This is a genomic window from Streptomyces sp. NRRL S-340 (genome assembly GCF_000720185.1).
GTDB lineage: Bacteria > Actinomycetota > Actinomycetes > Streptomycetales > Streptomycetaceae > Streptomyces.
This window is the reverse complement of the sequence record NZ_JOIY01000033.1, coordinates 152510-176088: the sequence shown is the minus strand read 5'-3', so window position 1 is coordinate 176088 and position 23579 is coordinate 152510. Positions and strand designations below refer to the sequence as shown.

Below are 23579 nucleotides of genomic sequence, written 5' to 3'. Positions count from 1 at the left end.
GCCCGGTGCTCGTTGTATGTGTCCTGTGCGTCGAATGCGCGCCTTCTAGAGGGCCCCTGCACCACCTGAGCCTCGCGCCCCGAAGCGAGTGCCCGCTCATGTCCGCGCCCGGCCCGTCCGCCGCGGGCGACTGAGCCCGTGCCCCCGCGCGCGTCCCGTTCCTCCGCTGCGGGACGTGCCGCGTTCCGGCCGCACCCGACCATGAACGCCGTGCCCGGCGCCCACGACGCGCCGCGCACTCGACAGTGACGGAAACCCACGTGATCACCACATCGGGCCTCACCAAGGTCTACCGCTCGCGCGGACGCGAGGTCACCGCCCTCGACGGCGTCGACCTGCACGTCCGCGAAGGCGAGGTGTACGGCGTCATCGGCCAGTCCGGTGCCGGCAAGTCCTCGCTGATCCGCTGCATCAACCTGCTGGAGCGGCCCACCTCGGGCACGGTCACCGTGGCCGGGCAGGACCTCACCGCCCTCGCCGGGCGCGGCCCGCGGGCCGGCCGGGAGCTGCGGCAGGCGCGCAGCCGGATCGGCATGGTCTTCCAGCACTTCAACCTGCTGTCCACGCGCACCGTCCGGGACAACGTCGAACTGCCTCTGGAGATCCTCGGCAGGTCAGGGAAGGAACGTTCCCGCAGGGCGCTCGAACTGCTCGACCTGGTCGGTCTCGCCGACAAGGCCGGCGCCTACCCCGCCCAGCTCTCCGGCGGCCAGAAGCAGCGCGTCGGCATCGCCCGCGCCCTGGCCGGCGACCCCAAGGTGCTCCTGTCCGACGAGGCCACCAGCGCGCTCGACCCGGAGACCACCCGCTCCATCCTCCAGCTGCTGCGCGACCTCAACCGGCAGCTCGGCCTGACCGTCCTGCTCATCACGCACGAGATGGACGTCGTCAAGTCGATCTGCGACTCCGCCGCGCTCATGGAGCGGGGCCGGATCGTCGAGTCCGGCACCGTGAGCGAACTGCTCGCCACGCCGGGCTCCCAGCTGGCCTCGGCGCTGTTCCCGGTGGGCGGCGAGGCCGGCGGCGAGGACCGGACCGTCCTGGACGTCACCTTCCACGGCGAGGCCGCCACCCAGCCCGTCATCTCCCAGCTGTCCCGCACCTACAACATCGACATATCGATCCTCGGCGCCGCCATCGACACCGTCGGCGGCCTCCAGGTCGGCCGGATGCGCATCGAACTGCCCGGCCGCTACGAGGACAACGTCGTACCCGTCGGCTTCCTGCGCGAGCAGGGCCTGCAGATCGACGTCGTCGGCCAGGACGGCCCGCTGGTGAAGGAAGGCGCCCGATGAGCTGGTCCGAGATGCACCCGCTGCTGTCCCAGGCCTGTTGGGACACCCTCTACATGGTCGGCTGGTCCACGCTGATCGCCGTCGTCGGCGGGCTGCCGCTCGGCGTCCTGCTGGTCCTCACCGACCGGGGCGGCCTGCTCCAGAACGTCCTCGCCAACAAGGTCATCGGCCAGACGGTCAACATCGCCCGTTCGATGCCGTTCATCATCCTCATGGTCGCCCTGATGGACTTCACCCGCTGGGTGACCGGGACCACCATCGGACGCGAGGCCGCCATCGTGCCGCTCGCCATCGGCGCCATCCCGTTCTTCGCACGGCTGGTGGAGACCTCCGTGCGCGAGGTGGACGGCGGCCTCGTCGAGGCCGTGCAGTCCATGGGCGGCAACACCTGGACGGTCGTGCGCAAGGTCCTCGTGCCCGAGGCCCTGCCGTCCCTGATCGCCGGCACCACCACGACCGTCGTCGCCCTCATCGGCTACTCCGCGATGGCCGGCACGGTCGGCGCCGGCGGCCTCGGCGACATCGCCATCCGCTACGGCTACCAGCGCTTCGAGACCCAGCTGATGTGGATCACCGTGGCGATCCTGGCCGTGGTCATCTCGCTCATCCAGTTCGCCGGCGACTTCGCCGCCCGCTCCCTGCACCGGCGCGGCGGCCGCTCCGGACCGGCCCCCAGGCTGCGGCTGCTCAAGGCCGGCGCGGCCGACGGCACCGGCAAAGGCGGCGATCCCGCCACGGCCGACGTGAGCAAGGCGGCCTGACCCGCCGCCGGGTCCCGCCCCGCCCGTACCAGACTCCCCGTTCCCCCCTACGGGGTCGCACCACCCAAGGAAAGGCACTTTTCGTGCGTAACACCGCCAAGATCACCTCTGCCGTCCTGGCCGCCGGAGCCCTCACCTTCGGGCTCACCGCCTGCGGCGGCTCGGACTCCGGCTCCGGCAAGAGCGACGCGAACGCCACGCTGACCGTCGCCGCCACCCCCACCCCGCAGGGCGAGATCCTCTCCTACGTCAAGGACCACCTGGCGCAGAAGGCCGGCCTCAAGCTGGAGGTCAAGGAGTTCACCGACTACGTGACCCCCAACACGGCCGTCCAGCAGGGCCAGGTCGACGCCAACTACTTCCAGCACAAGCCCTACCTGGACGACTTCAACAAGAAGAACGGCACCGACATCGTGCCGGTCCCGGGCGGCACCGTGCACCTGGAACCGCTCGGTGTCTACTCCAAGAGCGTCAAGAAGCTCACGGACCTCAAGCAGGGCGCCACCGTCGCCCTCCCCAACGACACCACCAACGAGGCCCGCGCGCTCAAGCTGCTGGAGGCCAACGGGCTGCTCAAGCTCAAGGCCGGCGCCGGCTACGAGGCCACCCCCAAGGACGTCACCGACAACCCCAAGGGCCTGAAGTTCAAGGAGCTCGAGGCGGCCCAGCTGCCGCGCTCGCTCGGCGACGTCGACGCCGCGGTGATCAACGGCAACTACGCCCTGGAGGCCAAGCTGAGCCCGGCCAAGGACGCGCTCGCCGCCGAGTCCGCCAAGGGCAACCCGTACGCCAACTTCCTCGCCGTGAAGAAGGGCAACGAGAGCGACCCGCGCGTGAAGAAGCTCGCCAAGCTGCTCACCTCGCCCGAGGTCAAGAAGTTCATCGAGGACAAGTACGACGGAGCCGTCGTCCCGGCGTTCTGATCCGCCCGGCACCGCCGCACCCGGGGTCCGCCTCCGCACGGGGGCGGACCCCGTGGTGCGACGCGGTGCGCGGATGCTGCATGCTGGACAGTTCAGCAGGCCCTGACGGTATTTCCGAAGGTTACGGAGCGGCGCCATGACTAGCACCTTCCCCAACATCTCCATCAGCACGGAGCGGTTGGTGCTGCGCCCCCTCGACGAGGACGACGCCCCCGCGCTGGCCGCGATGATGAACGACGAACAGGTCGCCGCCTGGACCGACGTCCCCCAGCCCTTCACCGAGGAGGCCGCCCTGCGCTGGATCGGCGGCCACGCCCCCGCCGAACGCACCGCGGGCCGCGGCCTCGACCTCGCGGTCACCGAGTTCCTCACCCAGCGTCTGGTCGGCATCGTCCAGCTGAGCAAGACCAACTGGCACGTCCGCGCCACCGAACTGTCGTACATCATCGCCCCCTGGGCCCGCGGCGAGGGCTACGCCTCCGAGGCCGCCCTGGCCACCGCCCAGTGGCTGTTCGGCGACCAGGAGTTCGAACGCATCGAACTGCGTACCGCCGCCGGCAACACCGCCTCCCAGCAGGTCGCCCAGAAGATCGGCTGCATCAGCGAGGGCGTGCTCCGCAACGCTTGCATAGCCCACGTGCGCGCCGAGGACGGCACCTGGACCGACGTGCGCACCGACTTCATCGTGTGGAGCCTGCTCCCGGAGGACCTGGACGGCGCCGAGGAAGAACTCGCCGACTCCGGCGGCTACCGCTCGTTCCCCGACTGGAACTGACCGGACGCGGCCCCGCCGCACCGCCGCCCCGCCGCGCGCCCCGCGGCTCCACCAGGTAATCTCACGGAGCCCGCACTCGGGCGTCGCCCCTGACGACCTGCATCATCCCCCTGGAGACTGACAACGATGGCCGACCGGGTCACGGTGATCGGCTGGGACGGTTCGCCGCTGACCGACGCGGCGCGCGGCGCCCTCGGCGCAGCCACCCTCGTGGCGGGCGCGGCGCACCACCTCGCGCTGCCCGAGGTGCCCCCCGGCGCCGAGCGCATCCGCCTCGGCAGCGTCGCCCTCGCCGCCCGACGCATCGCCGGCCACCGCGGCACCGCCGTCGTCCTCGCCGACGGGGACCCCGGCTTCTTCGGCGTCGTACGGACCCTGCGCGCACCCGAGTTCGGCCTGGAGGTCGAGGTCGTCCCCGCCGTCTCGTCGGTCGCCGCCGCCTTCGCCCGCGCCGGAATGCCCTGGGACGACGCCCAGGTGGTGGTCGCCCACAAACGCACCCTGCGCCGCGCCGTGAACGTCTGCCGCGCCCACACCAAGGTCGCCGTACTGACCGCGCCCGGCGCCGGCCCCGCGGAACTGGGCCTGCTCCTCGACAAGGTCCACCGCACCTTCGTCATCTGCGAGGAACTCGGCACCGCGCGCGAACAGGTCACCGTCGTCACCTCCGACAAGGCCGCCGACCACACCTGGCGCGACCCGAACGTCGTCATCGTCATCGGCGGCAACGGCGGGCGGGCCCCCGCCGTCCAGGGCGCCGCATCCGGCGAGAGCGGCGGCTGGATCGCCGGGCGAGACCCGGCCGACGGGCCGCGCGGCTGGACCCGGCCCGCCGACGCCTACGACGGACCGCTGGGCGAGGGGGAGACCGGCCTCCTGCGCGCCGCGCAACTCGCCCGGCTGGGGCCGCGCGTCGGAGACCTGGTCTGGGACATCGGCTGCGGCAGCGGCGCCTTCGCCACCGAGGCCGCCCGCGGCGGCGCCGCCGTCATCGCAGTCGACCGCGACCCGCGGGCCTGCGCCCGCACCGAGACCGCCGCGCGCCGCTTCGGCGTCCAGGTGCAGGTGCTGCACGGCATCGCCCCGCACGTCCTGGAGGACCTGCCCGAACCGGACGTCGTCCGGGTCGGCGGCGGGGGAGCGGCCGTCGTCGAAGCGGTGGCCGACCGGCGCCCGCAGCGCATCGTCGCCCACGCCGCGACCCGCGACGCCGCCGAACGCGTCGGCCGCGGCCTCACCGAGCACGGCTACCGCGTCGAGTGCGCCCTGCTCCAGTCCGTCCAACTCGACACCCGGGCCTGGACGGAGACCGAGCGGAGCGTCGCGTTCCTGCTCAGCGGGGAAATGCCGCCGAGCGGAGCGACGCGCTGACGGCAGGCCGGCGGCCGACCGGCGCGGCCCCGCGGACCGCGCCCCGTGATCGGGTTGTCGTACCGCGCGCGGTAGGCTGGCCGATCGTTGTACCGCACTGGGAGGTTCCGGAGCTTCGTTCGTCAATGTCCGGAAAACCCGCCCGTTTTGCGGTGGGTGTGGTACGGCAGAACCGGAGGACGCGCAACGTGGCGCAGTCCACAGCGGACCGTGACGGATGACGCTGTCGCGGCGGGCGGACGACCGCGACAATGCCACTCAATGGCTTTGTCGCCTTTTTTGGGCGGGTCGCTCGTGCCGCTGGGCACGGACGCTCGTTCTTCACCGGGGGGCGGTCGGTGCGCCGTTCCCGGTGAGCTGGTCGTAGGAGCACTAACCGATGGGCGAGGGGTACGCATGACCGACACCGGCCAGGTCCCGGGCGAGGGGCTGCCGGAGAGCGCAGGCATGGTGGAACAGCCGGGCGTCCCCGCGCACGGCGCGTACACCTACCTCTCCGAGTCTCCCGCCGAGGACGAAGACCTCCTGCTGCCGGGCTCCCAGGGCGCCTGGGGCAACGAAGTGCCGCCGCCCGCCCCGGAGCCGGTCGTCGAGGCCGTCCACCAGCCGGGCCCGCACGAGACGGGTGGCCGCGACAGCGGCTCCGTCGACCTGAGCGGCGTCCTGCACCCCGACCCGACGGGGGCGCCGCCCGCGACGCCTTCGCGCCGCCCGCTGCACCTCGGTCCGCCCACCCCCGACGCCTCCGCCAGCCCGGTGCGCTCGCTGGCCGACCGCGGTCCGGCCGACGCGCCGGTACGGCAGCCCGGACCGGCCGCCACCGCCCCGGGGTCCGAGCACTCCGACGCCCAGCAGGCGGGCGTGCCGCAGCCGCTCGGGGCGCCGCAGGGCGCGGCTCCCTGGGGCGCGCAGGACGTGCGGACCGCGCACGCGCCGGTGGCCGCGCCCGCGGCTCCGCAGGCGGACGCGCGGGCCACGGCTGCGGAAACGGTTGTTCCGCATGCCGGGCCGGTCACGGAAGCCGAACCGGTCGGGGCGGCCCAGGCCGCCGTCGCCCGGCTCGCGGCCCAGGCGGGGGCAGTGGCGCCCGAGGATCCGGCCGCGGCGCACGCCCCCCTGCCCGCGAGCGGGGCGGAGGGCACCCGGCAGGCCGCGGACGCGCAGGCGCCGGAAGGCGCGGAGGCCGCGGAGAGCACGGAGGTGGCGGAGAGCGCGGAGGGCCCGGCGGTCGCTGCGGCTCCGGGCACGGCTTCCGGGAGCGGTCCCGCGCCCGGTGAGGTGACCGACGCCGTGGACCCGGCGGCCGGGCAGTCGCCCGAAGGGGCCGACGCCGACGCCGTCGCGCAGGAGCCCGGTGGCCCCGGGACCGTACCTGCCGGTGACTCCGGCGAGGCCGCCCCCGGCGCGGAGGCGGAGGGCGTCTTTGCAGCGGCCCCGGCGGCCGAGCCCGCGCCCGAGCCCGCCTCCATGCCCGCGACCACGTCGCAGGCTCCCGCCCCGCAGGCGGTACCCGCTGCCCAGACGGGTCAGGCCGGCCAGGCGGACCCCGCGGACCAGGCCGCGGATGCCACCTCCGTTCCGGAGCCGGCGGCGCCCGCCGCGGGCGAGGCTCCCGAGGCCGAGGTGTCCGCGGCAAACGGGCCCACGACAGAGGCCGTCCAGGCCCCGGAGGCCGCCCAGGCCCCGGAGGCCGCCCAGGCCCCGGAGAACGCTCAGGTTCCGCAGTCCGTCCAGGCCCCCGGGGCCGACGGCCCCGCCGACGCCGCACAGCCGGCCGGCGCCGACGGGCAGTCCACCCCCCGGCCCCCTGCCGCGGAGCAGGCCGCCGCGCCCGCCGAAGAGGCTGCCGCCCCCGGTGATCAGGCCACCGCCGAGGAGCCTGCCGCCCCCCAGCAGAGCGCCCCCGCCGAGGAGGCCGCTCCCCAGAGCGTCCCCGTCGAGCAGGCCGCCGCGCCTCAGCGGGCCGCCGAGGACCCGCAGGCACCGCAGGACGCCCCGCCCGTCGCGGTGGCCCCGCAGGACGCCGCCCAGCCGCAGCCGCAGGCCCCCGGCGCCCCCGAGGCGGCCGAGCCGGCGGCCGTGTCCGCCGAGCCCGAGGCGGCGGCTTCCCTGCCCGACGCACCCGCCCAGGGTGAGGCCCCCACCGTTGGCGTACCGGCCGCCCAGCAGGAAGAGTCCGTGTCGATCCCCGTACCGCCCCTCGCCGGGCAGGCGGACCCGGCGGCCGGACCCGGCGTCCCGGACCCCGCCCCGGCCGTCCAGGCTCCCGCGGCTCCGGAAGCCTCCGACGCACCGGCCTCCGGCGCACCCGGAGCCGCCGGCGCACCCGGGGCCGCAGGCGTGCCCGGCGCCCCCCTCCCGGCCGAGGCCCCGCACACGCCTACGGCCCCGGAGACCGCGGGCGCCTCCACGGTCCCGGGGGCGCAGGCCGCCCAGGCGCACGAGGCCGGCCCCGTACCGGCCGAAGCCGCGGACCCGGCCGGGGCCACCGCCCCCGCCGAAGTCCCGCTCGCCGCCCCGGCGTCCGCCTCCCACCCGGCACCGGCCCGGCCCGCCGAGACCCCGGAAGCGCCCACGGCCGCAGGCCCGGCGGCCGACGCGCCGGCCGGGGACTTCGTACCGGCCGACGGGACGGTGCCGACCACCCCCCACCTGTCGCCGGCCCCGCCGCACCCGGTCGTCGTGCCGCAGCACCGGCCCGCCGCCGAGGCCGCGCAGCCGCAGACGCCCCAGGATCCCGTGGCCGCCGTCCCGGCGCCCCGCGCGGGTGACGCGGTCCCCGCCGCCGACGAGCCGGACCCCGACGTGGTCCAGCGGGCGGAGGACCTGGAGACCCGTGGCGCCGGCCAGGAGGACTCCGGGGAGGAGCCGCGGGAGGAGGACGCGTCCGCCGCCGAGGCACCGCGGCCGGCGGGTCCGGCCGCGCCCGGCTACGACGAGGCCGAGCGCGAGGCCGTGCTCAAGGTGATGCGCGAGCGCCGCGACATCCGCAACGGCTTCCGCGGCGACCCCATCCCCCACGAGGTGCTGCTGCGCGTCCTGGAGGCCGCGCACCACGCCCCGTCGGTCGGCCACTCCCAGCCCTGGGACTTCGTCGTCATCCGCTCCGCCGACACCCGCCGGGCGATGCACGAACTGGCCATGCGGCAGCGCGACGCCTACGCCAAGTCGCTGCCGAAGGGCCGCGCCAAGCAGTTCAGGGAACTGAAGATCGAGGCCATCCTCGACACCCCGGTGAACATCGTCGTCACCGCCGACCCCACGCGCGGCGGCCGGCACACCCTCGGCCGGCACACCCAGCCGCAGATGGCGCCGTACTCCGCGGCGCTCGCCGTCGAGAACCTGTGGCTCGCCGCCCGCGCCGAAGGGCTCGGCGTCGGCTGGGTCAGCTTCTTCGACGAGCGGGAGATGGTCCGCGCCCTCGGCCTGCCCGAGCACCTGGAGGTCATCGCCTACCTGTGCGTCGGGTACGTCGACGAGTTCCCGGACGAGCCCGAGCTGATGCAGGCCGGGTGGTCCAAGCGCCGTCCGCTGTCCTGGGTGGTGCACGAGGAGACGTACGGCCGTCGCGCACTGCCCGGCGAGGACCCGCACGACCTGCTCGCCGAGACCGTCGCCCAGATCCGCCCGCTGGACGCCAAGGCGCTCGGCGAGGCCTGGGAGCGGCAGAAGCGCATGACCAAGCCGGCCGGTGCGCTGGGCATGCTGGAGATCATCTCCGCGCAGCTGTCGGGCCTGTCCCGGCAGTGCCCGCCCCCGATCCCGGAGCCCGCGGCCGTCGCGATCTTCGCCGGGGACCACGGGGTGCACGCCCAGGGCGTCACCCCCTGGCCGCAGGAGGTCACCGCTCAGATGGTGGCCAACTTCCTCGGCGGGGGAGCGGTCTGCAACGCCTTCGCGAGCCAGGTGGGCGCCGAGGTCTGCGTCGTCGACGTGGGCGTCGCCGCCGACCTCCCGGCCACGCCGGGCCTGCTGCCCCGCAAGATCCGCGGCGGTACGTCCGACATGACCACCGGGCCCGCGATGACCCGCGAGGAGGCCAGGAAGGCCATCGAGGTCGGCATCGAGACCGCCCGCGACCTGGTGGCGGCCGGCAACAAGGCCCTGCTCACCGGCGAGATGGGCATCGCCAACACCACCGCCTCCGCGGCCCTCATCTCCGTCTACACCGGCGCCGACCCCGCCGAGGTCACCGGCCGGGGCACCGGCATCAACGACGAGACACTGGCCCGCAAGACCGAGGTGGTCCGGCGCGCCCTCGAAGTGCACCGGCCGGACCCGGCCGATCCCATCGGCGTGCTCGCCGCGATCGGCGGGTTCGAGCACGCGGCCATGGTCGGCCTGCTGCTCGGCGGCGCCTCGCTGCGCACGCCGGTGATCCTCGACGGCGTCAGCGCCGGTGCCGCCGCGCTGGTGGCCCGTGCGATCGCCCCGGAGGTCCTGGCCGCCTGCATCGCCGGCCACCGCAGCGCCGAACCCGGCCACGTGGCCGCCCTCAACAAGCTGGGCCTGCGCCCCCTGGTCGACCTCGACCTGCGCCTGGGCGAGGGCACCGGCGCGCTGCTCGCCCTGCCGCTGGTGCAGAGCACGGCCCGCGCGATGCACGAGGTGGCGACGTTCGACTCGGCGGGCGTCACCGAGAAGTGACCCGGTATGCCGGGACCGGGCGGGTACGCACCCCCTGCGCACCCCCCGGCCCCGGCATACGCTGAACCCACGTCTAAGATCCGCACGTCAGGGCTGCTCCGGAGCCGTAGCGCCCCACCCCGTACCGCTTCGACTTCTTCCACCCCGTCGCTCGGCGCACCGCCGCGACCGCCCGGACGAGGAGCCCCACCACCATGGCCGAACACCCCGTCTACCCCCTCGGTCTCCGCCTGACCGGCCGTCGTGTGGTCGTCCTCGGCGGCGGCCAGGTCGCCCAGCGCCGCCTCCCCGCGCTCATCGCGGCCGGCGCGGACATCGTCCTCGTCTCGCCCGGAGCGACGGCCTCCGTGGAGGCCATGGCGGACGCCGGTGAGATCTCCTGGCAACGGCGGCCCTACCAGGACGGTGACCTCGCGGACGCCTGGTACGCGCTGATCGCCACCAGCGACCACGACGCCAACACCCGGGCCTCCGCCGAGGGCGAGCGCCGGCGCGTGTGGTGCGTGCGCGCCGACGACGCCGAGGCGGCGACCGCCTGGACCCCGGCCACCGGCCACAGCGCGGGCGTCACCGTCGCCGTGCTCAGCGAGCACGCGAGCGATCGCGACCCCCGCCACACCGCCGCCGTCCGCGACGCGGTCGTCGAGGGCCTGCGCGACGGCACCCTGGGCGCCCCCCACCACCGCGCGCGCACCCCCGGCGTCGCCCTGGTCGGCGGCGGGCCCGGCGACCCGGACCTGATCACGGTCCGGGGCCGGCGCCTGCTCGCCGAGGCGGACGTCGTCATCGCCGACCGGCTCGGCCCGCGCGACCTGCTCGCCGAACTCCCGCCGCACGTCGAGGTGATCGACGCCGCGAAGATCCCCTACGGCCGTTTCATGGCCCAGGAGGCCATCAACAACGCGCTCGTCGAGCACGCGAAGCAGGGCAAGTCGGTGGTGCGGCTCAAGGGCGGCGACCCCTATGTCTTCGGACGGGGCATGGAAGAGGTCCAGGCGCTCGCCGAAGCCGGCATCCCGTGCACCGTGGTGCCCGGCATCTCCAGCTCCATCTCCGTGCCGAGCGCGGCGGGCATCCCGGTCACCCACCGCGGGGTCGCCCACGAGTTCACCGTGGTCAGCGGCCATGTGGCCCCCGACGACGAGCGGTCCCTGGTCGACTGGCCCAGCCTGGCGAAGCTGACCGGCACGCTCGTGATCCTCATGGGCGTCGACAAGATAGGCCGGATCGCGCAGACGCTGGTGGCCCACGGCAAGGCACCGGACACCCCGGTCGCCCTGGTCCAGGAGGGCACGACGGCCGCCCAGCGCCGCGTCGACGCCACCCTCGCGACCGTCGCCGAGACCGTGCGGGCCCAGGACGTGAAGCCGCCGGCCGTCATCGTCGTCGGCCCGGTCGTCGCCGTGGGGCCGCGCCCGGCCTGACCAGGGCCGCCGGCGCGGGGCGCCCCAGCGGACGTCACGTCCCGCATCACCGCGGCAGGGCAGCCCGAGCGCGACCTCACCGCACCAGGACAATCCCCGCGACGGGACCTCCCCGCAGCGGGACAACACCGCACCAGGACAAGGCAGTATCACCCCGTGGCCGATCTCATCACCGTCGAGGACCCCGACGACCCGCGTCTGCGCGACTACACGGACCTGACCGACGTGGAACTGCGCCGCAGGCGCGAACCCGCCGAGGGCCTGTTCATCGCCGAGGGGGAGAAGGTCATCCGCCGGGCGCGGGAGGCCGGGTACGAGATGCGGTCCATGCTGCTGTCCGCCAAGTGGGCCGACGTCATGCGCGACGTCATCGACACCCTCGACGCGCCGGTCTACGTGGTCGCCCCCGAACTCGCCGAACGGGTCACGGGGTACCACGTGCACCGCGGCGCCCTCGCCTCCATGGGGCGCAAGCCGCTGCCCACGGCGGCCGGCCTGCTGAGCGGCGCCCGCAGGGTCGCGGTCATGGAAGCGGTCAACGACCACACCAACATCGGCGCGATCTTCCGCTCCGCCGCCGCCCTCGGCATGGACGCGGTCCTGCTCTCACCGGACTGCGCCGACCCGCTCTACCGCAGGAGCGTCAAGGTCTCGATGGGCGCGGTCTTCTCCGTGCCGTACGCCCGCCTCGACACCTGGCCGCAGGGTCTGGAGGCGGTCCGCGAGGCGGGCTTCACCCTGCTCGCCCTCACGCCCGACGAGAAGGCCAGGACCCTGGACGAGGCCGCCCCGCACCGGATGGACCGGGTGGCGCTGATGCTCGGCGCGGAGGGCGACGGCCTGTCCCGCCGGGCGCTCGACGCGGCCGACGCGTGGGTGCGCATCCCCATGTCCCACGGCGTCGACTCCCTCAACGTCGGGGCCGCAGCGGCGGTCGCCTTCTACGCCGTCGCCACCGGCCGTCCCGGGGTGTGACCCCACCGGGCCGGCCGGAGGACGGAAGGTTCTCCCGGGCGGTCAGAGCCCGGGTGCCGGGACATGCCCCTGGGCGTGCTCCCGGACGTCCTCCTGGCCCACCCGTACGCCGCTCCCGTCGCCGCCGAGCCCCCGCGAGGGGCCCTGGCAGCCCTGTGCCGCCGCGATACCGAGCGCCACGAGCAGCGTCACCACCACGAACACGAACAGCCGCTGCCGCAGCAGCCTCGGGTTGGCGGGCCGCAGACCGGTGGAGGTCCCGCGGGGCCGCTGCCGTCCCGCGGCGCCGCGCGGGGCGGACCGGCCGCCGTCCGTGCGCGAACCGCTCCGGGAGGCCGGGATCGGCCGCCCGCCGCCCGCACGGGAGGACGCGCCGGTCGCGCGCGGCGCGCCGCCGTCCCGGGGGGCGCCACCGGCGCGCGAAGGCGCGCCGCCCCGTGCGGACGGGGCGCTGCCGCGCGGAGCGGGCGTGCGCGGAGTGCCCTGGGAAGGGGCCTGAGGACGCCGTCGGCCGCGCGGTTCGGAGTGGCCGACGCGCTGCTGGTCGGCGCCGCGGCGCTGCTCGGGGTAGGGGGCACGCTGCGGTTCGGGCCGAGCGGCGCGCTGCCGGCCCGGGGACGTGGCGCGCTGCTGGCCCGGGTAGGTGGCCCGCTGCTCCTCGGGGTAGGTGTCGGCCATCCGGCCGGTCGGCCGGTCCGCCTCGGCGGCGCGCGGCGCCGGCGGCCGCAGCTCGCCCAGGCCCTGCGCCTCGCGCGCGGCGATCTCCTTCAGGCGGAGCGAGAGCTGCAGCGTGCTGGGCCGGTCCTCGGGATCCTTGGCCAGGCAGGCGCGCACCAGCGGGCCCAGCGCGTCCGGCACACCGCGCAACTGGGGCTCCTCGTGCACCACGCGGTACAGCATCACCTCCGAGCTGCCGTGCCCGAACGGCGAGTCGCCCGTGGAGGCGTACGCGAGCGTCGCCCCCAGCGAGAACACGTCGGTGGCCGGGGTGACGGCGGCGCCGCGCACCTGCTCCGGGGCGAGGAAGCCGGGAGAGCCCACCGCCGTGCCGACGTGGGTGAGGGTGGAGGCGCCGGTCGCCCACGCGATGCCGAAGTCGATGATCCGCGGCCCCTTGGGGGACAGCAGGATGTTGGACGGCTTGAGGTCCCGGTGCACCACCCCGGCCTCGTGGACCGCGACCAGTCCCTCGGACAGGGCGGCCCCGATGGCGGCGGCCTCCGCCGCGCCCAGCGCCCCCTCGTCGGCGACCTTGTCGTGCAGCGAGGGCCCGGGCACGTACTGCGTGGCGAACCACGGACGGTCCGCCTCCAGGTCCGCGGCCACCAGCCGTGCCGTGCAGCCGCCCCGGATCCGCCGCGCCGCCGAGACCTCGCGCGCGAACCGGGAGCGGAACTCCTGGTCCTCCGCCAGATCCGGCCGGATGACCTTCAGCGCGACGCGCTGGCCCTTCCGGTCGGAGCCCAGGTAGACCACGCCCATCCCGCCCGCGCCGAGCCGTCGGTGAAGCCTGAACGAGCCGACGACGCGCGGGTCCTCGCGCCTCAGGCGCATCATCGCCATGTTCATCCCCGCTGCCCGGTCCCTGTGACGAGCCACAGCTTACGTTTCCGGGGCCGCTCACGCGCAGAGGCCGCGCCCTCTCGACCCGATCGATTGTCAGTGCCGTGCGCGAGAGTTGAGCGAGGGTCAGCGGATCCGCCGGCGGACCGGGCGGTTCCGGCACAAGATCCCAACCGGCTGTGACGCAAGGGGGATTGGGCGCCGGGCGGAGCCTGGCGGACGCAGGGCGCGGGCGGTGCGGAACAGGGGGCCGGGGTGGAGGAAAGCGGCGGGAAGGACGGACGGCGAGCGGGGCGGGACGGCACCCGGCCGCCGGGCGGAAGTGAGCGATGTCACCGGCCGTGTCCGGAAAAGCCGGGCAGTTTGGGCACCCCTTCAGGGATGACCCCGAGACGCCGCAGGACGTCTCCACCCAGGGGAGTACGCCCCGGCCCGCGGCTCATCCTCCGGGAGGCCCGGCAATCGGTACGACGGCATGACGCCCGCCTTCCGCCGCGCGCCTACATTTGAGGTCAAGCGGCGGGCGCAGCACTCGTCCCCCGAGGTCAGACACCCGCCGCTGCCGACGACAACCGAAACGGTCAGGAGAGGGACCATGGCCCACACGGCACCGCGGACACTCATCCGCGCGCAGGGACGCCTCGTGCGCCCCCGCCGCACGGGCCGTCGCCACCCCGTGGTGGCGACCGTGATGGCCCTTCCCCTGGCGGCCCTGCTCCTGCTCGTCTTCGACGGCTGGGAGACAGTGGCCACACAAGCGTCGTCCGTGGGAGTGATGCTGGGGCGCTGAGCGGCGCCCCAGGCCCGGAAGAGCGGTCCGGGCGGGGACATCCACCCATGAAACCCCGTGGGGACGGGGGTGCGGCGGACGGCAGGATGCCGGCGCAGCTGGGGAGCTGCGCCGGCATTGCCGTGTCCGGACCACCTGGCCCTGCCCCGGCCGCTCAGCCCCAGGCCGCCCTGCTTGCCCGCCCGGCCGCTCACCGTCAGGCCGCCCGGCCCGCCCGCCCTGCTTGCCTGCCCGCCCGGCTGCTCACCGTCAAGCCGCCCGGCCCGCCTGCCGGCCCGCGCGCTCACCCCAGGCCGCCGCGCGTCCCTGGACGTCCGCGCACCGGCAGGCCACCGACGTCCGCGCACCGGCAGGCCGCTGCCCCGCACGTCCGTGCGCCCGCTCACTCCCGAGCGACCCGGCCCGCCACCTCGCCCGCCCACCGCAGGCCCCTCCCGATTCCCCCGCTCCGCCCACCCCGTACGCTCGTACGCCCGCCGCCACGACGCCGTACGTACCACGCCAGGGGGAGCCCGTGACCACCGCCGATGCCCCGCTGCTGACTGAGCTGACCGCGCGGGTCACGGCGGCGGCCCACCCGGACGCGACCACCGGCTGCGGCTGCGCCACCACCGTCCTGGCCGACCGCCCCGACGCCACCGTCGTCCTCCATTCGGGCACCGTCGGCAAGGTCCACGCGCCCGGCACGGATCCCGTGGCCCTCGCCCGCCGTCTCGCCGCGGCCGCCACTCGCCCCGGCGTCCTGCTGCCCCCGCTCGGCCCGGTACCGGCCACGCTCCACGACCGTCTCGTCACCTTCTGGCCGTACGGGACCCCTGTGGACCCGGGTATCCCCGAGGCCGCTCCCTGGGAAGCCGCGGCCACGCTCCTCGCCCGGCTGCACCGCGGCCCGGTGCCTCCCGGTCTGCCGCCCATGCGCGGTCCGCTCAAGGCCGCCCGGGCCGTCGCCCGGCTCCGCGCCGAGGCGCCCGGCCACCCGGCGGCCCGCCCGGTGCTGAGCGCCTGGGCCACGCTGCCCGCCTGGGCGCGCGCCCAGGCCCCCCAGCCTGGCGCGCGGACCGTCTGCCACGGCGACCTGCACCTGGGGCAGTTCGTGCGCCACCCGGCCCCCGACGGCCCGTGGCTGCTGATCGACATCGACGACCTCGGCACCGGCACACCCGCCTGGGACCTGGCCCGCCCCGCCGCCTGGTTCGCCTGCGGACTGCTGCCGCCCGGCGACTGGAGCCGGTTCCTGGCCGCCTACCGGGCGGCGGGCGGCCCGGCCGTCCCGGCGGACGGCGACCCGTGGGCCGCGCTGGAGACCGCCGCCCGCGCCCTGACCGTGCAGACCGCCGCACGGGCCGTCGCGAAGGCGGCCGCGGCCGGGCGCGCGCTGGACGGGGCCGAACAGGCCGTGGTGGACGCCTGCGCCCGAATGACCTCCGTCCCCGCGCAGTTGTCCGGCGGCCTGCCGACGTAGGGTGCAACCGACCGCGGCCGGACGGAGTCTGTCCAGGCGGTACCCGAAGCAGGACCCACCGGTGAGGAGTTGAGCCGAGCATGCAGTGTCCGAAGTGCCACGCGCCGATGCACACCTACAACCGCAACGGCATCCAGATCGAGCAGTGCAGCGGCTGCCGCGGCATCTTCCTCGACTACGGCGAGCTGGAGGCGCTGACCCGGCTGGAGGCCCAGTGGTCGCAGCCCGCACCGCCACCGCCCGCCCCGCAGGCCTACCCCGCGCCGCCGGCCCCCGCGTGGGGCGCACCGCACGGCGGTCACCACGGGCACTACGGCCACGGCCACCGGCACAAGAGCTTCGGCCACATGCTCTTCTCCAGCTGAGCCATCGGGGGACCGCGCCCGAGGCACCGGGCTCGGTGCACCGGGCGGCACCCCGGCGGCGTCGGGCCCGGAGCACCGGGCGCGCACCGGCACGAAGAAGCCCCCGGCCGTACGAGACGGCCGGGGGCTTTCCGCGGTGTGGACGATACTGGGATTGAACCAGTGACCTCTTCCGTGTCAGGGAAGCGCTCTCCCGCTGAGCTAATCGTCCGCAGAACCGTGACGCGAAGGTCACGGACTGTGCGTGCGCGATACTGGGATTGAACCAGTGACCTCTTCCGTGTCAGGGAAGCGCTCTCCCGCTGAGCTAATCGCGCGGGTCCGGATCACACCGTACGGGACGGCGGACCCAGTGGACGATACTGGGATTGAACCAGTGACCTCTTCCGTGTCAGGGAAGCGCTCTCCCGCTGAGCTAATCGTCCTTGGAGGTGGAGACGGGATTTGAACCCGTGTAGACGGCTTTGCAGGCCGTTGCCTCGCCTCTCGGCCACTCCACCAGGAGTGCAGGGGACCGGGAGTCCCCTTCTTTCCTGCGAGCGGACGACGAGGCTCGAACTCGCGACCTCAACCTTGGCAAGGTTGCGCTCTACCAACTGAGCTACGTCCGCCTGTCGGTTCGGTCCGCTTGCGCGTCCCGGCGACGTGTTGAACTCTAGCGGATTCCCGGGCCAGCACAAAAACGCGTTTGCGCAGCGTGCTGCGGTACGCCGTCGTGAGGACCTGGTCAGGCCCCCGGCAGGACACGCCAGGGCCACCCGCCGGACACCGGCCCTAGACTCGGACCCGTGCTCGACCTGCCTCCTCTCGCCCGTTTCGGCGACCGCGTCGCCACCGGCCTGGCGGACGTCACCGGCGATCCCGCGGCCCTGGACTCCACCGGCTTCTGGGCCGTCGCCGCCGACTACGAGGGGCGGCTGACCTGCGCCCGCTTCCGCGACGTACGGCACGAACCCGTCCCCGCCCCGGCGCCCGGCGGATGGCGCGGACCGGGCACCGGAGACTGGACGTCCTCCCTCGACCGCGCCGCGTACACCGCGGGCGTGCGCCGCATCCGCGAGCACATCGCGGCCGGCGAGGTCTACCAGGTCAACCTCTGCCGGGTGCTGTCCGCGCCGGTGGCCGCCGACGCCGACGTGGACGCGCTGAGCGCCGTCCTGGCCCGCGGCAACCCGGCACCGTACGCGGGAACGATCCGCCTGCCGGAGCACGGCGTGGAGATCGCCACCGCCTCCCCGGAACTGTTCCTGCGCCGTCAGGCGCGGACGGTGGAGTCCGGGCCCATCAAGGGCACCGCCCGCACCGAGGCGGAGCTCCTCGACAAGGACCACGCCGAGAATCTGATGATCGTGGACCTGGTCCGCAACGACCTCGGGCGCGTGTGCACCACCGGCAGCGTCACCGTCCCCGACCTGTGCGCCGTGGAGAAGCACCCCGGCCTGGTCCACCTCGTCTCCTCGGTCCGCGGCGAGCTGCGCCCCGGCGCCGGCTGGCCCGACCTGCTCGCCGCCGCCTTCCCGGCCGGCTCGATCACCGGCGCCCCCAAGTCGAGCGCCCGGCGGATCATCGACGCCCTGGAGACCGCTCCCCGCGGCCCCTACTGCGGCGGCCTCGGCTGGGTCGACGCCGACCGGGGCACGGGCGAGCTGGCCGTCGGCATCCGCACGTTCTGGATCGACAGGCCCGACCGGACCCCCGGCGCGCCCGCCGTGCTGCGCTTCGGCGCCGGAGCCGGCATCACCTGGGACTCCGACCCGGACGGCGAGTGGCAGGAGACCGAACTGAAGGCGGCCCGGCTGCTCGCGGTAGCGTCAGGGACGTACGAGCACGGCGGAGAGGACCTGCACGCATGAAGATCTGGCTCGACGGCGGGCTGCGGGACACCGGGTCCGCGCGCGTCTCCGTCCTCGACCACGGGCTGACCGTGGGCGACGGCGTCTTCGAGACGGTGAAGGCGACCGACGGGAAGCCGTTCGCGCTCACCCGTCACCTGGACCGGCTGACCCGGTCGGCGCGCGGCCTCGGCCTGCCCGACCCCGACCACGACGAGGTGCGCCGCGCCTGCGCCGCCGTCCTGGCGGCCAACCCGGCCCCGCTCGGCCGTCTGCGCATCACCTACACCGGCGGCGACGGCCCCCTCGGCTCCGACCGGGGCGAGCACGGCACGACCCTCGTCGTCGCCCTGGGCGAGACCACCCGCCGCCCCGACTCCACCTCCGTCGTCACGGTCCCCTGGACCCGCAACGAACGCGGCGCGCTCACCGGTCTGAAGACCACCTCCTACGCGGAGAACGTCGTCGCCCTCGCCCGCGCCCGCGAACACGGCGCCTCGGAGGCGCTGTTCGGCAACACGGCCGGACGGCTCTGCGAGGGCACCGGCTCCAACGTCTTCGTCGTCCTCGACGGCGAGATCCACACCCCGCCGCTCGCCTCCGGCTGCCTGGCGGGCATCACCCGCGCGCTCGCCATCGAGTGGACCGGCGCCCAGGAGACCGACCTGCCGCTGGACGTCCTGGAGCGGGCCGACGAGGTCTTCCTCACCTCCACCCTGCGCGACGTCCAGGCCGTGCACCGCGTCGACGAGCGCGCGCTGCCCGGAGCGGCGGGCCCGGTGACGGCGAAGGCCATGCGGATCTTCGCCGAACGCTCCGGCGACGACCTGGATCCCTAGGCCCTCTCGTCACATTCCCGCCCGCGGGGCGGACGGGAATGTGACGACAAGGCTCAGGCGGCGGCGAGCGGTCCGCACGGGCCGGACGCGCGGCCCCGGCCGGCCCGGCGTCCCGTCCTGCACCGGCCCGGCGGGCCCGGCCGCGGGAAAAGGGGCTGACGCGAGCGGTCGCGGCGGGTAGAACTCCCCCTGATGACCACCACACTGCGGCCCACCGAGCCGATCCAGCAGAACGCCGACGGGACCCGTTCGCGCCGCTACCAGGTCTGCGTGAACAGCCGGCCCGTCGGCGTGACCCACCTGTCGACCCACCCCGTCTTCGGACCGGCCGTCGCCCGGATCCTCGAACTGCGCATCGACGCGCCCGACCGCGGGCGGGGCCGCGGCACGGTGGCCGCGCTGGCCGCCGAGGAAGTGGCGCGCGGCTGGGGCTGCCGGCGCATGGAGATCAGCGTGCCCGCCACCCCCGAGGACGCCGCGCTCCGATGGGTGACGGCCCTCGGCTACGTCCAGCGCAACCGCGGCATGGAGAAGCAACTCGGCGCGAGCGCGCCCGAGCTGCCCGCGGGAAGCCGGGGCAGAGCGATGACGGAGGCCGAGTACGGGCCCTGGCTCGAACACGGCAAGGCCACCTACACGCAGACCTGGATCGACCGGGGCGTGCCCGCCGACGAGGCGCACGCCAAGTCGGAGACCGACCACGCGAGGCTGCTCCCGCAAGGACCGGCGACCCCCGGCGTGCTGCTCAGCGTCCTGGAGCACGAGGGCACCCCGGTCGGCACCCTGTGGCTCTCGATCGACGAGGACAGGGCCTTCGTCTACGACGTCGAGGCCGACGCGCGCTTCCGCGGCCGGGGCCACGGCCGGTCCCTGATGCTGCTCGCGGAGGCGCAGGCGGTGGCCGCCGGCAAACGCGTTCTGGGCCTCAATGTCTTCGCGGGCAACACCCCCGCGGAGCGCCTGTACGACTCCCTCGGCTACCGCCCGGTCCTCTACGCCCTCTACAAGGAGCTGCCGTAAGGAGCCGCTGCCGGGAGCCGCGGTGGGGGACCGCCGGTGCGGGCCGCCGGAGGGACCGCCGTGCGGGAACCTCAGCCTTTTGCCGGGCCGGACTCCGCCAGCAGCCGGTCGACGATCTCCTCGATCCGCTCGCGCAGACCGTCCTGGCTCTTGCCGCCGTCCAGACGCTCCCCGCCGACGACGTACGTCGGCGTGCCCGTCACCCCGATCGCCTTGCCCTCGGCCTGGTCGGCGTCCACGGCCAGGATGTGCCGGCCGTCGATGAGCGCGGTGTCGAACTCCTCGGCGTCCAGACCCAGTTCGCGGGCCACCTCGACCAGCAGCGGCTCCCCCTCGCGCCCCAGCTCCTCGACCCGGGCGAGCACCGCCTCCACGTACGGCCACAGCCGGTCCTGCTCGGCGGCCTCCTCCGCGGCCTGCGCGGCGGCGAAGGCGTGCTGGTGCTTGTCCAGCGGGAAGTGCCGCAGCCGCAGCTCCAGCCGGTCGCCGTAGCGGTCGCGCAGGGCGCGCAGGTCGTCCAGCGCGCTGCGGCAGTCGGGGCACTGCAGTTCGCACCAGACCTCGAGAACCGGGACCGTGCGTGCGGAGGAGGAGTCGTTCATGGCTCCAGTCTTCCAGGCCCGCCGCGCAGGACCCAATCACCGCCCGCAGCGGCACCTGGGAAGGAGGCGACCCGGAGATGTCCCTGATCTCCCTCCCGGACATCGCCTCCCGGCCTCCGGAAGGGGCAGGATGGAAGGGGCGAACCGCCCCGACCGCCGAGCGCCCGCATGGAGGACCGGATGATTGCCGAGACCGTCTGTTCCGCCGTCTCCGCGGCCGGCCTGGGCATCGCCGCGGTCACCGCCTACCGCAGGCGGTTCCTCGCGGCGGCCCGCATCGCCGCCTACTCCCTCGTCCCGGTCGCCCTGGTGATGACCGGGGTCGTCGGCTGGCTGACCGACACCGCCTTCAGCCCGGCCGCCTGGGCCGGCTTCGGTCTGCTCGGCTGTGCCTGGGTCCTCTTCGCGACCACCCGCGCGGTCGAGCGCCGCCGGGGCGGCACGCGCAAGGAGCGCCGGGCGGCGGCCCGCGCCGCGGCCCAGGACGCGGTGGCCCCGGCCCCGGCCCCCTCTCTCGGCGCGGCCGGACGGCAGGCAGGGTCCACCGCCCGACCGTCCGCCACCCCCACCGCGCGCCCCGCCTCGCGTCCCGCGTCCGCGCCCCGCGCCGAGGAGGACTTCAGCGACATCGAGGCGATCCTCAAGAAGCACGGCATATGAACCGGCACGTGAGCGGCGCGTGAGAGCGGTCCGGGGCCCGCGCGGCAGGGCGGCCCGAGGGCGCCTTCCGTAAACGGTCCTGGAAACGATCAGGCCCGCTCCGCATCCGAAGCGAAGATCACGGAAACCGGCGACGTCCCGGACATTCCGTGCGTGTTGATCGCGCCGCCGGTGCCGGCTGCGTCATCATCGCCGCGAAATGGTGGACACGACCCAGAGCGAGGCCGCGCCGCAGAAGGACAAGCCGCGCGGGTGCCTCTTCGCCCTTTCCCAGCCACCGCTGATGATCTTCCTTGCGGTGATCGGGAGTCTGCTGCTCATGGCTGCGTTGCACGACCTGCTGTTGCTGTGAGCCGTACGCGTGGCTCCTCGGCGTCACCCGCCGGGGACCACGACATGGCGGAGAGCGCCTTCGGAGATCAGCCCGCCGCTTCCTTGCGCCGTGCCCGGTACGCGGCCACGTGCAGCCGGTTGCCGCAGGTCCTGCTGTCGCAGTAGCGCCGCGAGCGGTTGCGGGAGAGGTCGACGAAGGCCCGCCGGCAGTCGGGCGCCTCGCAGCGCCGCAGCCGCTCCTGCTCCCCGGCCACCACGAAGAACGCCAGCGCCATGCCGCAGTCCGCCGCCAGGTGGTCGGCGACCGACGCGCCGGGGGCGAAGTAGTGCACGTGCCAGTCGTACCCGTCGTGATCCGTCAGCCGGGGAGTGGTGCCCGCCGCGGCCACCAGCTCGTTGATCATTCCCGCGGCCGTACGGGAGTCCGCGGCCGAGAAGATGCCGGCGAAGCGGCCGCGGATCCGGCGCACCGCCGAGAGATCGAACTCCGAGAGCAGCCCGACATCGCTCATGTCGTGTTTTCGTACGAAGTCCGCGAGCCCCGCGACATCGGCCAGCCCGTCCGGCGCCGCGTCGTCCTCCGGTGCGGTGTTCACCAGATCCACCACGGTGTCGAGCGCACACCGGGTGTCGTGGGTGATCAGCACGTTTCGCTCCCTGGCCTGGGGATCGGGCACACGCCCGCCGATGCAGGCCGATGGTAGTGGCTGTGGTGCCGCCGCAGGCGCGGGCGCACGGGAGCGCACCGGTGTCGGCCCCCGACGGGGAGACCGGCACCGGTGCGCTCTGTGTGCGGTTGTCCTGGCCCGAGCCGTCTCCCCGAGTGGACGGCAACGGGCAGCTCGAAGGGCCTCGACGGCCTACCGCTAACTCTCCGCGAGGATGTGCGACAGCTCCTGATCCAGATCGAAGTGCCGGTGTTCCGTGCCGGGGGGCACGGCAGCGTCCGTCCGCTTCAGGAAGGACTCCAGGGCCCGCGCTGGGGCCTCGAGCAGGGCCTCGCCCTCCGGAGAGCTCAGGGCGATGCACACGACGCCCTGACCATGACTGCGCGACGGCCAGACTCGGACGTCGCCGGTTCCCGTGGGACGGTGAAGCCCCTCGGCGAGGAGGTCGCGGGCGAACACCCACTCGACGGTCTCCTCGGCTCCGGTGTGGAAGGTGGCGTGCACGGCGTAGGGGTCGGCCGTGTCGTACCGCAGGCCTGCGGGGACAGGCAGGGAGGACTCGCTCGACACAACGAGGCGCAGGTGCAGCTCGCAGCTGACCGTGGTGTTCATAAGCGCCAGGGCCTTTCGCTCAGTGTGCGCTCGGGGATTCGCACGTCGGCGAAATCGACATGCCACCTACGGTGCCGTTGTAAACCCCTCTGAGTGTTTTGCCTGTCTTTACGTAACTCTTCCGGCCGAGAACCCCTTCGGGTGGTACGGCCATTCCGGTGACAGGTTTCTCTCCGGTAGGGTTCAGCCACATGAATACGGGGAGTGACCGGCCGGGCGAGGTTGCCGGAGCGTCGGACGGAGCGAAGATGGAGGCGGAGGCGGCCGACAGCCGGGACCGGCGCGGCCTGGGTTCACGCGCGCCGGAATTCATCCGGTCACGCCGTGTGCTCCACGTGAGCTGGCAGGTCGGTGTCTTCGTCGTCGGCCTGGCGGTCGTGGTGAGCGGCGTCGTCCTGCTCCCGCTGCCCGGCCCGGGCTGGGTGGTGATCTTCGGGGGCATGGCCGTCTGGGCGACCGAGTTCGTCTGGGCCCAGCTGGTGCTGCGCTGGACCAAGCGCAAGGTCACCGAGGCGGCCCAGCGGGCGCTCGACCCGAAGGTGCGCCGCCGCAACATCATCCTGACGGTGACCGGGCTCGTGATCATCGGCGGGCTGGCCGGCGTCTACTTCTGGAAGTTCGGGCTCGTCATGCCCTGGAGCATCAAGAACCAGTGACCGGCC

Annotated in this window: 21 protein-coding genes and 5 tRNA genes; 17 read left to right on the top strand and 9 right to left on the bottom strand. The window is 74.5% G+C overall.

All coding sequences use genetic code 11. The annotated features are described in order from the left end of the window. Positions 1-260: 260 nt before the first annotated feature. The 8 genes from IG64_RS25085 (at position 261) to IG64_RS25050 (ending at position 12171) form a co-directional block, all read left to right on the top strand. Positions 261-1295 (top strand): methionine ABC transporter ATP-binding protein, encoded by a 1035-nt coding sequence (locus IG64_RS25085; RefSeq protein ID WP_037860125.1) that lies wholly within the window; start codon positions 261-263, stop codon positions 1293-1295. Beyond that, the gene (locus tag IG64_RS25080; protein WP_037860122.1) at positions 1292-2056 is read left to right on the top strand and encodes a methionine ABC transporter permease; all 765 of its coding nucleotides are present in this window, start codon (positions 1292-1294) and stop codon (positions 2054-2056) included. Before IG64_RS25085 ends, IG64_RS25080 begins: the two co-directional genes overlap by 4 nt. A gap of 83 nt (positions 2057-2139) precedes the next feature. Beyond that, positions 2140-2979 carry a MetQ/NlpA family ABC transporter substrate-binding protein gene (locus tag IG64_RS25075; protein WP_037860120.1) on the top strand — a complete coding sequence of 280 codons (840 nt, stop codon included), beginning with the start codon at positions 2140-2142 and terminating at the stop codon, positions 2977-2979. Positions 2980-3115: 136 nt separating this feature from the next. Continuing rightward, the gene (locus tag IG64_RS25070) at positions 3116-3754 is read left to right on the top strand and encodes a GNAT family N-acetyltransferase (protein WP_037860115.1); all 639 of its coding nucleotides are present in this window, start codon (positions 3116-3118) and stop codon (positions 3752-3754) included. Positions 3755-3880: 126 nt separating this feature from the next. Then, a complete protein-coding gene (cbiE, locus tag IG64_RS25065; RefSeq protein ID WP_037860111.1) occupies positions 3881-5125 on the top strand; it encodes a precorrin-6y C5,15-methyltransferase (decarboxylating) subunit CbiE in 1245 nt (414 codons plus the stop codon). 396 nt (positions 5126-5521) lie between these two features. Next, positions 5522-9772, top strand: coding sequence for a nicotinate-nucleotide--dimethylbenzimidazole phosphoribosyltransferase (cobT, locus tag IG64_RS25060; protein ID WP_037860108.1), 4251 nt, complete (start codon positions 5522-5524; stop codon positions 9770-9772). 194 nt (positions 9773-9966) lie between these two features. Beyond that, entirely contained in the window at positions 9967-11196 is a 1230-nt protein-coding gene (cobA, locus tag IG64_RS25055) for a uroporphyrinogen-III C-methyltransferase (protein WP_037860105.1), read from the top strand. 156 nt (positions 11197-11352) lie between these two features. After that, entirely contained in the window at positions 11353-12171 is an 819-nt protein-coding gene (locus tag IG64_RS25050; protein WP_037860101.1) for a TrmH family RNA methyltransferase, read from the top strand. A gap of 42 nt (positions 12172-12213) precedes the next feature. On the opposite strand, the gene IG64_RS25045 is transcribed toward IG64_RS25050, so the two are convergent. After that, positions 12214-13740: a serine/threonine protein kinase gene (locus IG64_RS25045; protein ID WP_051813314.1), complete on the bottom strand. Its 1527-nt coding sequence runs from the start codon at positions 13738-13740 to the stop codon at positions 12214-12216. Between the two features lie 589 nt (positions 13741-14329). Here IG64_RS25045 and IG64_RS25040 point away from each other — a divergent pair. From IG64_RS25040 to IG64_RS25030, 3 genes are all read left to right on the top strand, one after another. Further along, the gene (locus tag IG64_RS25040; protein WP_037860099.1) at positions 14330-14524 is read left to right on the top strand and encodes a hypothetical protein; all 195 of its coding nucleotides are present in this window, start codon (positions 14330-14332) and stop codon (positions 14522-14524) included. 514 nt (positions 14525-15038) lie between these two features. Beyond that, complete coding sequence (locus IG64_RS25035; protein WP_037860096.1) at positions 15039-15986, top strand: phosphotransferase family protein; 948 nt, start codon at positions 15039-15041, stop codon at positions 15984-15986. Positions 15987-16066: 80 nt separating this feature from the next. After that, positions 16067-16351, top strand: coding sequence for a zf-TFIIB domain-containing protein (locus IG64_RS25030; protein ID WP_037860090.1), 285 nt, complete (start codon positions 16067-16069; stop codon positions 16349-16351). Between the two features lie 139 nt (positions 16352-16490). Here IG64_RS25030 and IG64_RS25025 read toward each other — a convergent pair. From IG64_RS25025 to IG64_RS25005, 5 genes are all read right to left on the bottom strand, one after another. Beyond that, positions 16491-16562 (bottom strand) — tRNA-Val (locus IG64_RS25025). A gap of 34 nt (positions 16563-16596) precedes the next feature. Then, positions 16597-16668: transfer RNA gene (locus tag IG64_RS25020), tRNA-Val, on the bottom strand. 36 nt (positions 16669-16704) lie between these two features. Further along, a tRNA-Val gene (locus IG64_RS25015) sits at positions 16705-16776 on the bottom strand. Between the two features lies 1 nt (position 16777). Continuing rightward, positions 16778-16851 (bottom strand) — tRNA-Cys (locus tag IG64_RS25010). Positions 16852-16889: 38 nt separating this feature from the next. Continuing rightward, positions 16890-16962 (bottom strand) — tRNA-Gly (locus tag IG64_RS25005). A 177-nt stretch (positions 16963-17139) separates the two neighbouring features. Between IG64_RS25005 and IG64_RS25000 the strand changes: the two genes are divergently transcribed. The 3 genes from IG64_RS25000 (at position 17140) to IG64_RS24990 (ending at position 20042) form a co-directional block, all read left to right on the top strand. Further along, on the top strand, positions 17140-18204 hold the full coding sequence (locus IG64_RS25000; protein ID WP_037860087.1) for a chorismate-binding protein: 1065 nt from the start codon (positions 17140-17142) through the stop codon (positions 18202-18204). Further along, positions 18201-19022 carry an aminotransferase class IV gene (locus tag IG64_RS24995; RefSeq protein WP_037860085.1) on the top strand — a complete coding sequence of 274 codons (822 nt, stop codon included), beginning with the start codon at positions 18201-18203 and terminating at the stop codon, positions 19020-19022. The genes IG64_RS25000 and IG64_RS24995 overlap by 4 nt, the downstream gene beginning before the upstream one ends. Positions 19023-19214: 192 nt before the next feature. Then, on the top strand, positions 19215-20042 hold the full coding sequence (locus tag IG64_RS24990; RefSeq protein ID WP_037860083.1) for a GNAT family N-acetyltransferase: 828 nt from the start codon (positions 19215-19217) through the stop codon (positions 20040-20042). A gap of 71 nt (positions 20043-20113) precedes the next feature. Here the strand turns inward: IG64_RS24990 and IG64_RS24985 are convergent, their stop codons facing one another. After that, positions 20114-20644, bottom strand: a complete 531-nt coding sequence (locus IG64_RS24985) for a DsbA family protein (protein WP_037860080.1) — start codon at positions 20642-20644, stop codon at positions 20114-20116. A gap of 180 nt (positions 20645-20824) precedes the next feature. Between IG64_RS24985 and IG64_RS24980 the strand changes: the two genes are divergently transcribed. After that, entirely contained in the window at positions 20825-21304 is a 480-nt protein-coding gene (locus IG64_RS24980; RefSeq protein ID WP_037860253.1) for a hypothetical protein, read from the top strand. Positions 21305-21503: 199 nt separating this feature from the next. Then, positions 21504-21656: a hypothetical protein gene (locus IG64_RS41665; RefSeq protein ID WP_199811652.1), complete on the top strand. Its 153-nt coding sequence runs from the start codon at positions 21504-21506 to the stop codon at positions 21654-21656. Between the two features lie 67 nt (positions 21657-21723). On the opposite strand, the gene IG64_RS24975 is transcribed toward IG64_RS41665, so the two are convergent. Together IG64_RS24975 and IG64_RS24970 are read right to left on the bottom strand one after the other, a co-directional pair. Continuing rightward, positions 21724-22284, bottom strand: a complete 561-nt coding sequence (locus IG64_RS24975; RefSeq protein WP_037860079.1) for a CGNR zinc finger domain-containing protein — start codon at positions 22282-22284, stop codon at positions 21724-21726. A 219-nt stretch (positions 22285-22503) separates the two neighbouring features. Beyond that, positions 22504-22917 (bottom strand): SsgA family sporulation/cell division regulator, encoded by a 414-nt coding sequence (locus tag IG64_RS24970; protein WP_004002642.1) that lies wholly within the window; start codon positions 22915-22917, stop codon positions 22504-22506. Positions 22918-23108: 191 nt separating this feature from the next. On the opposite strand from IG64_RS24970, the gene IG64_RS24965 reads away from it, so the two are divergent. Continuing rightward, complete coding sequence (locus IG64_RS24965; protein WP_037860078.1) at positions 23109-23573, top strand: TIGR02611 family protein; 465 nt, start codon at positions 23109-23111, stop codon at positions 23571-23573. Positions 23574-23579 lie beyond the last annotated feature (6 nt).

Bases quoted from the DNA above. Each gene is read 5' to 3' on its own strand.
- IG64_RS25080 (WP_037860122.1), top strand. From the start codon at position 1,292: ATGAGCTGGTCCGAGATGCACCCGCTGCTGTCCCAGGCCTGTTGGGAC.
- IG64_RS25070 (WP_037860115.1), top strand. From the start codon at position 3,116: ATGACTAGCACCTTCCCCAACATCTCCATCAGCACGGAGCGGTTGGTG.
- cbiE (WP_037860111.1), top strand. From the start codon at position 3,881: ATGGCCGACCGGGTCACGGTGATCGGCTGGGACGGTTCGCCGCTGACC.
- cobT (WP_037860108.1), top strand. From the start codon at position 5,522: ATGACCGACACCGGCCAGGTCCCGGGCGAGGGGCTGCCGGAGAGCGCA.
- cobA (WP_037860105.1), top strand. From the start codon at position 9,967: ATGGCCGAACACCCCGTCTACCCCCTCGGTCTCCGCCTGACCGGCCGT.
- IG64_RS25045 (WP_051813314.1), bottom strand. From the start codon at position 13,740: ATGAACATGGCGATGATGCGCCTGAGGCGCGAGGACCCGCGCGTCGTC.
- IG64_RS25040 (WP_037860099.1), top strand. From the start codon at position 14,330: ATGGCCCACACGGCACCGCGGACACTCATCCGCGCGCAGGGACGCCTC.
- IG64_RS25030 (WP_037860090.1), top strand. From the start codon at position 16,067: ATGCAGTGTCCGAAGTGCCACGCGCCGATGCACACCTACAACCGCAAC.
- IG64_RS24995 (WP_037860085.1), top strand. From the start codon at position 18,201: ATGAAGATCTGGCTCGACGGCGGGCTGCGGGACACCGGGTCCGCGCGC.
- IG64_RS24990 (WP_037860083.1), top strand. From the start codon at position 19,215: ATGACCACCACACTGCGGCCCACCGAGCCGATCCAGCAGAACGCCGAC.
- IG64_RS24985 (WP_037860080.1), bottom strand. From the start codon at position 20,644: ATGAACGACTCCTCCTCCGCACGCACGGTCCCGGTTCTCGAGGTCTGG.
- IG64_RS24980 (WP_037860253.1), top strand. From the start codon at position 20,825: ATGATTGCCGAGACCGTCTGTTCCGCCGTCTCCGCGGCCGGCCTGGGC.
- IG64_RS41665 (WP_199811652.1), top strand. From the start codon at position 21,504: ATGGTGGACACGACCCAGAGCGAGGCCGCGCCGCAGAAGGACAAGCCG.
- IG64_RS24970 (WP_004002642.1), bottom strand. From the start codon at position 22,917: ATGAACACCACGGTCAGCTGCGAGCTGCACCTGCGCCTCGTTGTGTCG.
- IG64_RS24965 (WP_037860078.1), top strand. From the start codon at position 23,109: ATGAATACGGGGAGTGACCGGCCGGGCGAGGTTGCCGGAGCGTCGGAC.